Below are 11,184 nucleotides of genomic sequence, written 5' to 3' on the forward strand. Positions count from 1 at the left end.
ATTATTCATGTTATCAAAACTCATTGAATTTAGTTTAAAATCTAAATTCTTTATTATCCTTTTCGTCATCTCTATCTGTGGTTTTGGCATTTACAGCCTTAACCATATCAGCATTGGTGCTGTGCCCGATATTACCAATAATCAGGTGCAAGTCATAACAACATCACGTAATCTTTCTACGGCAGATGTTGAACAATTTATTACTTATCCTGTTGAGGTACAAATGTCTAATTTACCTGGGGTTAAAGAAATTCGTTCGGTTTCAAAATTTGGGCTATCTGTTGTTACCATCGTTTTTGAAGATGATATGGGAGCTTATTTACCTCGCCAACTGATTGCCGAAAAAATCAAAGCTGCAGAAGATAAGATTCCTACGCAATTTGGCAAACCCTTTATGGGACCTATTTCTACAGGTCTTGGCGAGATTTATCAATATACTCTCGAGGTCGAAGATGAGTTTAAAGGGACATACACTGCAATGGAACTTCGTAGCATCCAAGATTGGATAGTTAAGCGACAAATGGCGGGAATTCCCGGTGTCGTCGAAATCAATACTTGGGGCGGTTTTTTAAAACAATATGAAGTGGCATTTTCTACTGAAAAATTGCAAGCCCAAAACATTAGTATTTCAAAAGTTTTTAAAGCCTTAGAACAAAACAATAGTGTAGCTGGTGGAAGTTATATTGAAAAAAATGGCCAAGCTTATTTTATAAGAGGCGAAGGATTGCTGAAAAATCTTAAAAATATCAATAATATTGTGGTTGAAAACCGAGACGGCCAGCCTATTTATATTGAAGATATCGCTAAAGTGAGCTTTGGCCACGCTCCACGATTTGGCGCCATTACCGGTAACGGCGAAGGCGAGAAAGTCTTAGGTCAAGTGATGATGCTTAAAGGTGCAGATTCAAACAAAACCATTCAAAATGTCAAAGAACGTTTAGAAGAAATTCAAAGTTCACTACCTGAAGGTGTTTATATCAACGGATTCCTAGACCGTAGTGAACTCATCGCAAGAACCACTTCAACCATATTTGAAAACCTCTCATTGGGGTTTTTAGTGGTGGTGTTTATAGTGATTTTACTCATTGGCGATTGGCGTTCGGGTCTGGTTATTGCTTCGGTAATTCCTTTGAGTTTTTTAACGGCTATTAGCTTGATGTATATTTTTGATATCGATGCCAACTTGATGAGTCTTGGTGCGCTGGATTTTGGAATTATCATTGACGGTGCGGTGATTATTGTGGAGTTTGTGGCGTTTAAAATGTTACAAAAATCAGGTAAATTCAGCTTTTCATCCTCTGATAAAATTCAAAGCTTAAAGGATAAAATCACATTTAATGGGGCTTCAAAAATGATGAACTCAGCCATATTTGGTCAGTTAATCATATTGATTGTATTTATCCCAATCTTGGCACTCACCGGTGTGGAAGGCAAAATGTTTAGGCCTATGGCATTGACCTTCTGTTTTGCGCTTATCGGCGCTATTATCATGTGTTTCACTTGGATTCCGGTAGCCTGTTCTTGGTTTTTAAAACCTTCAAAATTGCAACACAAAAACTTTTCCACACGTCTAATCAACACCATTAAACGACTTTATTTGCCAAGTGTCAGATGGGCTTTAAAACATGCTAAAACCGTTTTGGTTTCATCCATTTTAGTCTTAGCATTGGCTGTCTTTACGTTTGCCAATATGGGTGGTGAGTTTGTGCCAACTTTAGATGAAGGCGATTTTGTGATTCAACCCATTTTAAAAACGGGCAAATCTTTAGAAAGCACAGTCAAACGCACCACAAAAATTGAACAAATATTGCTTGATGAGATTCCTGAAGTCAAACAAGTGGTCTCTCGTATTGGTGCTGCAGAAGTGCCTACTGACCCGATGTCAATGCAAGATTCTGATGTGATTGTCCGGCTAAAACCCAAAAGTGAATGGTCCTCAGTTGAAACTAAAGAAGAACTCGCCGAGCTCATTAAAGAGAAACTTAGCGTTATTCCTAATATGGAGATGGAATTTACCCAACCTATCGAAATGCGTTTTAATGAACTCATCACCGGCGTGCGCTCTGATATTGCCATCAAAATATATGGTGAAGATTTAGATATTCTAGCCCAAAAGGGCAAGGAGGTTAAATCTTTGGTTGAAAACGTCGAAGGCGTTGGCGATATATCGGTTGAAAAAATTGTCGGACTCCCACAAATGGCTGTCAAGTTTGATCGTCAAAAAATTGCGCGTTATGGATTGAATATTCAAGATATAAACGATGTGATTTCTGCTGGATTTTCTGGAAAAACAACAGGTGTTGTTTTTGAAGGTGAACGACGCTACGATTTGGTCGTGCGTTTGCAAAAACAAAAGCGGTCAGACTTATCAGATTTGCAAAATTTAATGATTGACACGCCTAAAAATGGAAAAATACCTTTAAGCGAAGTCGCTCAAATTACTTATGATAAAGGACCAGCTAAAATCTCCAGAGATCAGACGCGACGCCGCATAGTGGTTGGAATTAATGTAAGAAACAGAGATTTACAGTCTGTCGTAGAAGATTGCCAAGCCATTGTCGATAAAAATTTAGAATTACCCACAGGATATAATTTGACTTATGGCGGTCAGTTTGAAAATTTACAGAGTGCTTTAAAACGCCTTAAAATTGTGGTGCCTATCGCTTTAGTTTTGATTTTTATTTTGCTGTATTTCGCCCTTAAAACCTTAAAAGATACTTTGTTGATTTTTACAGCGATTCCCTTTTCTGCAGTTGGTGGTGTCTTTCTATTGTGGCTGCGAGATATGCCATTTAGTATTTCAGCAGGAGTTGGTTTTATCGCCTTGTTTGGTATTGCGGTTTTAAATGGTATTATTTTGGTAGAATATTTTAAAGGTCTACAAAATGAAGGTAAATCTTTAACTAAAGATAGTATTATTCTCGCTACTCAAGAGCGACTTCGTGCCGTTTTGCTTACTGCAAGTTCCACAGCTTTAGGCTTTCTGCCTATGGCGATTTCTACAGGTGCTGGCGCAGAGGTGCAAAGACCATTGGCTACAGTTGTTATTGGTGGTCTTTTGAGCTCAACCTTGTTGACCTTAATTATTTTACCCGTTCTGTATTACAGTATAGAAAACAAAACTTTTAATATGAAATTTATCAAGATAAAATCCCATATATGGTTAATTGTCCTTGGTTTAGGCTGTGTATTTTCTTCGCCAGCTCAAAGTCTGGATAGTTTAAAAAATTTGATGATAGAAAATAACAAAGGACTAAAAGCTTTAGAGTTAAACATAAAAAGTCAAAAAGCGGCAGAAGGTCAAGCGTTTACTTTTCAAAAAGCTCAGATTTATCAAAATTACGATGAGTCTGAACTTGATCCTATTGCCAACCGACCTTTTTATCAATGGGGTGCCATTCAGAATTTTGAGTTTCCTACGGTTTATGCCAAACGTCTAAAACGTAATAAAACCCAAACCAAAATCAGCGAATTGCGTTATGATTTAAATACGCAAACCCAATTCAAAAATTTGGAGTTGACTTATCAAAACCATCTTGTTTTACTGGAAAAACTTGGAATATACCAGTATTTAGATAGTATTTATAGTGATTTTTACGGAATGGCTAAACGCAGATTTGAAGAAGGAGAGTCGACCTATTTAGAAAAAATTACAGCACAATCTAAACAAAGTCAAATTCAAAACCAATTGCTGGCTTTACAAAATCAACTTCAGTCTAACCATATTGCTCTGCAAAACCTGGTGCAAACTGACGATAAAATTGTGATTGCTAATCAAAACCCACAACGCTTAGATATTGTGTTAAGCGAAATTGAAAACCAACCGCATCTCAACCTCAGTGAGGCGCAAATAGAATTAGCTAAAAACGAATGGAAATTAGCCAAAAACGAATTACTACCAGGCATAAGTGGGAGTTATTTTATAAGAAGTAATTCATCGATTGATAAAAACTTCAATGGCTATCAAATTGGGGTAAATATTCCCTTGCTATTTTTTGGCGACAAGTCTAAAATTAAATCCAAAAATATTCAACGACAAGCAGCTCAATACGATTTTGAGCAGACCAAGTTGGACATAAAAGCTCGGCAAAACCAACTCATACAAACCTTAGCCACACAATCAGAAAATTTAAATCGGTTTGAAGAAACTCAACTTAAAGTGGCTGAAGAAATTATAAAAGCCTCCGAAAGCAGTTTTAAAAATGGTGAAATCAATTTTTTTCAATACGTGCAAAGTATAGACAATGCCATGCAAATTAAGCTTGATTATATGAACTTACTGTCCAATTACAATACTACAGTTATCCAACTTAATTATTTACTTTTAAATTAAAATCATGAAAACTCTCAATATTCTTTTACTCATAGCACTAGTAAGTGTAGCTTGTAGCAAATCAAAACCGGAGGCTGGCAATACTGAAGAGACGCTAGCCAATCAAAATGAAATTGTTTTGTCCAAAACGCAATTTAATACCGGGGAATTCAAAATAGAAAACCCTGATTCAACAGAGTTTGCTGAACAATTTAAAGTCACAGGAATGATCGATGTGCCACCGGAAAATAGGGCAGAGGTGAGTTCGTTTTTTAGTGGATTTGTCAGCGAAACCCATTTGTTGGTTGGTGATGTCGTTCAAAAAGGCGATTTGCTCATAAAATTGACTAATCCTGATTTTATTCAGCAGCAGCAAAATTTTGTAGAAAACTACAATCAACTCAACTTTTTGGAGTCCGAATATCAACGTAAACAGAATCTGTATAATGATAAAGTGGTGTCTGAAAAAGTGTATCAAAAAGCTAAAAGTGACTATTTAAGTTTATCGGCAAAAGTCAAAGGGCAACGCCGCACTTTAGAATTGATGAACGTCAATATCAACAGCGTTTTAAACGGTAATTTTTCAGAAAATATTAATATTTATGCACCCATTTCGGGCAAAATTTCTAAAGTTAATATTTCTAAAGGCATGTATATTCAACCTTCAACAATGATGATGGAAATTTTGGATACTGACCATATTCATTTAGAACTAAATGTGTTTGAAAAAGATATTATGAAAGTTAATGTTGACGACACTTTAGAATTTAAAATTCCTGAAATATCTAAAGAAAGCTTCAAAGCCTATGTGCGTCTAGTTGGAGCAGAAATTAATACGAATAGAAGTGTTCGTGTGCACGCGCATCCTATTAACGCGTCTCATAATTTCTCTGTTGGAATGTTTGTAGAAGCCTATTTTAAAAACAACCCTAAAACACAATTGAGTTTACCGGCATCAGCTTTTGTTGAAACAGAAAACACTTTAAAAGTATTACGACTAAAAAAAGAAACCCAAGAAGCTTATATTTTTGAGTTTATCAATGTAGAAAACTCGTCAGAACAAGAAAACAGACGAGCTTTAAAAAGTGAAAAACCCATCAAAATCACCGACCAATTTTTAACTCAAGGTGTGTTTGATTTGGTTAAGTCTTAATTATGAGAGTTGTCTGAAATGCCGAATAAGATAATAGGATTATGAATCTTCAGAAGAATTTCAGTAAGTTAAACCTAAAATTGAAAAATAATTACTAATTTAAAACCAGTAAATTGATATGCAAAACCATTACAGCTCATCTTTATGAATCTACCTAAGATAAAAAATAGCGAATTTGTTGTATTTAAACCTAAAGATGATCATACTGAATTTCAAGTTATATTGGATGGTGAAAATGACACAGTGTGGGCAACCGAAAAGCAAATAATGGAGTTATTTGGTAAAGCCAGAATGACAATCGAATATCACATAAAAAATATATACGATGAAGGCGAGCTAGACAGAGCGTCAACTTGGCGAGATTTTCGCCAGGTTCAAAAAGAAGGGAAACGGGAAGTTTCTAGAAAAATCTCTGTATATAATTTAGATGTAATTATTTCTCTCGGATATCGTGTTAAATCTAAAGTAGGGATAGAGTTCAGAAAATGGGCAACTCGAAGACTTAAAGAATACCTTCTTAGGGGTTATTCAGTCAATAAAGAGTTTCAAAAGGTCTTTAGTTAAAGTTTCATAATACAATAAATATTTCACCAAAAATCATTTCAACTCAAGGTGTTTTTGATTTGGTGGATAAGTAGTTTAAGCTAAAAAGAATTATATTTAAAAATGCAAAAATCAAGTTTTAAAATTCTCATTGCAGAAGACCAAGCTGAAATTGTAAAATTTTTAAAACAAGGCTTGACCGAAGAAGGCTACAATTGTGTTTGTGCCAAAAATGGTATCGAAGCCATTGATATCGTTAACAAAGAGACTATTAGTTTGATTTTACTCGACTGGATGATGCCAAAACTAAAAGGCATTGAAGTTTGCAAAGCACTTAGGTCTAAAAATTTTAAAGCGCCCATCATTTTTTTAACTGCCAAAGACACCGTTGAAGACACCATAGAAGGCTTAAAAAGCGGGGCAAATGATTATGTCAAAAAACCATTTAACTTTGAAGAGCTTTTAGCGCGCATTGAAACGCACCTTCGAATTTACCATAATATAGACGATGTTTTGGAGTTAGGTCATATCAAAATAAACGATAGTAAACATCAAGTGTTTAGTAGTAAAATTGAAATAAATTTAACCGAAAAAGAGTATAATTTTTTAAAATATTTAATGCAAAATAAAGGTCAGGTTTGTGAGCGTAACGCCATTTTAGAGCATGTTTGGGATATTAATTTTGACTACGACTCCAGTGTTTTAGACGTGTTTATGAATGCCATTAGAAAAAAATTAAATCTTCAAAAAGACGAACTAATTAAAACCGTAAGAGGTGTTGGGTTTATAGCGGACGAACAATGAAAATATCTATTAAAAACCGTATAGCTTTATATTCTGTTTTAGGCATTGCGACTCTATCTCTTGGGGTCTTTATTGCTATTTATTTTAGCGTTAAAAACCACAGTTATTCACAGATTGATAAAAAATTAGAGTTTGAAGCCGAAAAACATATTCACGAAGTGATTACCGAACCAGACACAGTTTATTTTGTCTATAAAGATGAATGGTTAGAACGTGAACACATCGAAATTGAAGTTTATCCTTTATTTGTAGAATTGGTGGATAAAAAAGGCCAGTCTTTAGATAAATCTCCAAATTTACTCAATCGTCACTTAGATTTTGACTTATCTCGAAAAGATACTTTTATACAAAACGATAAACTAAATAATAATTCGATTAGGCAAATTCAAATTCCTTTACAACATTCTGGTCAAATTGCTGGTTATATTGGTATTGCAGCATCTTTTGGAGACACTGAGTTGGTTCTAGATGCTTTACTGGATATGCTTTTAATCATTTATCCTATTTTATTGTTTGTCACTTTTTTTACATCTAAATTGATTTCAAATATTACTATTAAACCCATTTCAAAAATTGCTAATCGTGTCAGCGAAATCCATACTGGTAACCTCGATAAACGAATAAAGGTGGTAGAAAACGGAGATGAGCTACAAACCCTTTCCGTAGCCATAAACGATTTTCTTGACCGTATTGACGAAGGCTTAAAGCGCGAAAAACAGTTTACAGCTGATGCTTCTCATCAATTAAGAACACCACTTTCAGTTATTAAAGGTAATTTAGAAATTTTATTGCGAAAACCTAGAAATGAACAAGAATACAAACGTGAAGCCAAAAAAGCGATAAGTAAAATTGACGAAATGACCAATGCAGTTGAAAAATTACTCATTCTCGCAAGACTCAATAAATCAAACATACATTTAAACTTTGAAAATATAAATATGTATTTGCTTTTAGAGCAGATATTTATAGATTATAAGCGTCATATTCTTTCAAAAGAATTGGTTATAAATATTGATAAAAAATTAAAGAATAAAACGGTTTATCTTAAAAAAAGTTTCTTGAGTTTGATTTTTGATAATTTAATTTCCAATGCCGTAAAATATGCGGATAACAAATCTAAAATTAGTGTGTTTTCAAAAGATACTGAAAATGGATTTTATCTTATTATTCAAAACTCTGGTCCAGAAATATCTCGAGAAGATTTAGAAGAAATATTTATACCGTTCTACCGAAATAAAAATCACGAAATTTCTGAAAAGGGTTATGGCTTAGGTCTGGCTATTGTTAAAAAAGCAGCTGAGGCTCTCGACATATCCATAAGGGTAACTTCTGAAAAAGGAATCACGAGTTTTAGCTTATTTTTTGAAACTTAAGATTCGCTTAAGATACACAATACCACACATTAAGACCCTATATGCTACGTTATCTTTGTATAAAATACAAGATAATGAAACTTATTTTTCAAACATTACTTTTGTTCATCAGCCTGACCTTGAGTGCTCAAAACTGGGAACTAAACTTAGAACAATCTAAAGAAATTGCCCAAAATGAAAGCAAACATATTTTACTCGTGTTTTCTGGTTCAGATTGGTGTGCACCCTGTATAAAACTTGAAAAGAAAATCTGGAACTCTCAAGATTTTCAAGATTACGCAAAAGACAATTTAGTGCTTTTAAGAGCCGACTTTCCGAGACTTAAAAAAAATCAACCTTCAAAAGAACAACAAAAACACAATAATAGGCTTGCCGAAAATTACAACCCAAAAGGCTATTTTCCTTTTGTGGTTTTAATGGATGCTCATGGAGAAGTCCTTAATCAACTCGGTTACAAAAATATTGACCCTAAATCTTATATAAAAGCCATAAATGATTACTAAAGTATACATCTTAATGTTTTGTATTGGCTTTCAGTTTAGCATTGAAGCTCAAGAAATCCATAAGCGTTCTTTAGGCTTAATGGGAAGCAATTTTGATATTACTGTTGTTGCCCAAAACCAAACCCAAGCACAAGCCTATATCGATACAGCTGTAAATGAAATTTACCGCATAGAAAAACTTATCTCTTCATGGAAGCCTGAATCACAAACTTCTGCCATCAATCGCAATGCAGGAATTCAGCCTGTCAAAGTCGATAAGGAATTATTTGATCTAATCAAGCGTTCAAAAGGCATTTCTCAACTCACCGATGGTGCTTTTGACATCAGCTTTGCCGCTATAGAGCATATTTTTTCTTTTAAAGGTCAGCAAACCACTTGGCCGAGTCAAGATGTAATTGATGCCTCAGTAAAAAATATTAGTTACCAAAATATTGTTCTCGACGAAAAAAATCAAACTGTATTTTTAAAATACAAAGGCATGCGCATCGGTTTTGGCGCTATTGGCAAAGGTTATGCTGCAGATAAAGCCAAAGCTTTATTGGTAGAAAAAGGTGTAAGCGGAGGTATTATCAACGCTTCTGGCGATATGAATACTTGGGGAACTCAACCTGATGGTTCAGCTTGGAAGGTCGCCATCACCAACCCGATGGATAAAACTAAAAACTTCGGTTTGTTTGATTTGAACCGTGAAGCGGTTGTGACTTCAGGAAATTACGAAAAATTTATAATGGTTGACGGCCAGCGTTATGCCCATATTATTGATCCGAGAACAGGCATGCCAACTCAAGGGATTATCAGTGCCACCGTTTTTGCTCCTAAGGCCGAACTCGCTGACGCCTTGGCAACTTCAATATTTGTTATGGGCAGTGAAGTGGGCATAAACCTTATCAATCAACTTCCTGGTGTAGAAGCTATAATTGTTAAAGACGATGGAACATTGGTGCTTTCAAATAAAATAAAAATTAAATCAAAATGATAAAGAAAATCAGTTTAATCACGCTTGTTTTTTTATTGCTGACCTCTTGTGTTGCGGTAAAAGAATACGAAAAAGTCAAACTCAACGACCCTGATATGCAGCTGTCACAAAGCGATGCCACCAAGATGAAATCTACATTTCAATCTTACAGAGAAGCTTCAGCTGGAGCTAATGGCGGAAAGACAGGTGGTGGCTGTGGATGTAATTAATATTATAAAATTAAATATGAAATATCAACTTTTGTTTGTGAGTCTTTTAGTCTTTGGAGTTTCAATGAAATCCATTGCACAAGATAGTATTGAATATAAAAAACGGGTTTTAGACCAGATGGAAATCAAAGTCTTATCCAGTTATTATTCACAAGATGGCGACAATGCAGCAGTCACCGGTGGTCGTGGCACAGAAGAGCTTACAGATTTAGCCCCAATTATCAATGTGGCTATCCCGCTTAACGATGATGATGTTTTAACCATAGATGCATCTGTATCTGCTTATACATCGGCTTCATCAAGTAATATTGATCCTTTTGATGGTAATGGTCGAGCCAATGCATTTGTAGAATCTACAGGCGATTCTCGAAAAGACACATGGTTTGGGCTTTCTGCCAACTACAGTCATTCTTCAGATGATAGGAATACCATTTGGACAGCCAATTCTTCATTTGCCATTGAATATGACTATACTTCAATTGGTTTTGGAGGAAGTTATACGCGATTATTCAATGAAAAAAATACAGAGGTTCAATTGCGTGGTAATGTGTTTATAGATTTTTGGAATCCACAATACCCGATTGAGTTTAGAGATGGTTTTAATCCGAATAATTTTGAATTTACAGGCACTACAAATTTTGCTCCTAACTTTGAAGAATTTGCTGATACTAACAGAAACTCCTATAATTTGGGTATAAATTTCTCTCAAATTTTATCAAAAACTATTCAAACCTCATTTATTTCAGATGTTGTTTTGCAAGATGGATTATTGTCTACACCACATCAAAGAGTAATGTTTGCCGATATTGAAGATACTGTGGTTGAAGATTTTACGTTAGGAAATGATGTAGAAAAATTACCCGATTCAAGGTTAAAAATTGCCTTGGCAAATCGAACTAATTTTTACCTCACTGAAAACTTTATTTTGAGAAGCTATTACCGATTTTATACGGATGATTGGGGTATAAATTCTCACACATTTGAACTTGAACTTCCTATAAAATTAGGAATGAACTACACTTTATATCCCTCATATCGATATTATACACAAACCGAAGCGGATTACTTTAACGGATTTAATCAAGCTTTGTCAACAGATGAATATTACACTTCAGATTTTGATTTAGCAGATTATGATGCGCATCAATACGGCATAGGTTTTAAATATTACGACCCATTAAATAAATTTAGAGTTGGAGGCTTTGGGTTAAAAAGTATCAATATAGAATTTAATCAATACTCTAGAACTTCGCAGAATTTTGATGCGTTTTTTACATCAATTGGTTTGAGCTTTTCAGCATTAAAATAGAT

General features: G+C 34.6%; 9 protein-coding genes. All 9 read left to right on the forward strand.

Annotated features, from left to right (window positions below):
• Positions 1-7 precede the first annotated feature (7 nt).
• The 9 genes from FCN74_RS11420 (at position 8) to FCN74_RS11460 (ending at position 11,182) form a co-directional block, all read left to right on the forward strand.
• On the forward strand, positions 8-4,333 hold the full coding sequence (locus FCN74_RS11420; RefSeq protein ID WP_138932738.1) for a CusA/CzcA family heavy metal efflux RND transporter: 4,326 nt from the start codon (positions 8-10) through the stop codon (positions 4,331-4,333).
• A 4-nt stretch (positions 4,334-4,337) separates the two neighbouring features.
• Positions 4,338-5,465 carry an efflux RND transporter periplasmic adaptor subunit gene (locus tag FCN74_RS11425; protein WP_138932739.1) on the forward strand — a complete coding sequence of 376 codons (1,128 nt, stop codon included), beginning with the start codon at positions 4,338-4,340 and terminating at the stop codon, positions 5,463-5,465.
• Positions 5,466-5,609: 144 nt separating this feature from the next.
• Entirely contained in the window at positions 5,610-6,029 is a 420-nt protein-coding gene (locus FCN74_RS11430) for a virulence RhuM family protein (protein WP_138932740.1), read from the forward strand.
• A 102-nt stretch (positions 6,030-6,131) separates the two neighbouring features.
• Entirely contained in the window at positions 6,132-6,812 is a 681-nt protein-coding gene (locus FCN74_RS11435) for a response regulator transcription factor (RefSeq protein WP_138932741.1), read from the forward strand.
• On the forward strand, positions 6,809-8,185 hold the full coding sequence (locus FCN74_RS11440; RefSeq protein ID WP_138932742.1) for a sensor histidine kinase: 1,377 nt from the start codon (positions 6,809-6,811) through the stop codon (positions 8,183-8,185). The genes FCN74_RS11435 and FCN74_RS11440 overlap by 4 nt, the downstream gene beginning before the upstream one ends.
• Before the next feature lie 74 nt (positions 8,186-8,259).
• The gene (locus FCN74_RS11445; protein ID WP_138932743.1) at positions 8,260-8,688 is read left to right on the forward strand and encodes a thioredoxin family protein; all 429 of its coding nucleotides are present in this window, start codon (positions 8,260-8,262) and stop codon (positions 8,686-8,688) included.
• Positions 8,678-9,664 carry an FAD:protein FMN transferase gene (locus FCN74_RS11450; protein ID WP_138932744.1) on the forward strand — a complete coding sequence of 329 codons (987 nt, stop codon included), beginning with the start codon at positions 8,678-8,680 and terminating at the stop codon, positions 9,662-9,664. Before FCN74_RS11445 ends, FCN74_RS11450 begins: the two co-directional genes overlap by 11 nt.
• Positions 9,661-9,873 carry a DUF4266 domain-containing protein gene (locus FCN74_RS11455; protein ID WP_138932745.1) on the forward strand — a complete coding sequence of 71 codons (213 nt, stop codon included), beginning with the start codon at positions 9,661-9,663 and terminating at the stop codon, positions 9,871-9,873. The genes FCN74_RS11450 and FCN74_RS11455 overlap by 4 nt, the downstream gene beginning before the upstream one ends.
• Before the next feature lie 16 nt (positions 9,874-9,889).
• Entirely contained in the window at positions 9,890-11,182 is a 1,293-nt protein-coding gene (locus tag FCN74_RS11460) for a DUF3570 domain-containing protein (RefSeq protein ID WP_138932746.1), read from the forward strand.
• Positions 11,183-11,184 lie beyond the last annotated feature (2 nt).

Origin of the sequence: Mesohalobacter halotolerans (genome assembly GCF_006120725.1) — a bacterium.
Lineage (GTDB): Bacteria > Bacteroidota > Bacteroidia > Flavobacteriales > Flavobacteriaceae > Psychroflexus > Psychroflexus halotolerans.

Excerpts from the sequence above, each read along its gene's own strand:
- FCN74_RS11420 (WP_138932738.1), top strand. The coding sequence starts at position 8 with ATGTTATCAAAACTCATTGAATTTAGTTTAAAATCTAAATTCTTTATT.
- FCN74_RS11425 (WP_138932739.1), top strand. The coding sequence starts at position 4,338 with ATGAAAACTCTCAATATTCTTTTACTCATAGCACTAGTAAGTGTAGCT.
- FCN74_RS11430 (WP_138932740.1), top strand. The coding sequence starts at position 5,610 with ATGAATCTACCTAAGATAAAAAATAGCGAATTTGTTGTATTTAAACCT.
- FCN74_RS11435 (WP_138932741.1), top strand. The coding sequence starts at position 6,132 with ATGCAAAAATCAAGTTTTAAAATTCTCATTGCAGAAGACCAAGCTGAA.
- FCN74_RS11440 (WP_138932742.1), top strand. The coding sequence starts at position 6,809 with ATGAAAATATCTATTAAAAACCGTATAGCTTTATATTCTGTTTTAGGC.
- FCN74_RS11445 (WP_138932743.1), top strand. The coding sequence starts at position 8,260 with ATGAAACTTATTTTTCAAACATTACTTTTGTTCATCAGCCTGACCTTG.
- FCN74_RS11450 (WP_138932744.1), top strand. The coding sequence starts at position 8,678 with ATGATTACTAAAGTATACATCTTAATGTTTTGTATTGGCTTTCAGTTT.
- FCN74_RS11455 (WP_138932745.1), top strand. The coding sequence starts at position 9,661 with ATGATAAAGAAAATCAGTTTAATCACGCTTGTTTTTTTATTGCTGACC.
- FCN74_RS11460 (WP_138932746.1), top strand. The coding sequence starts at position 9,890 with ATGAAATATCAACTTTTGTTTGTGAGTCTTTTAGTCTTTGGAGTTTCA.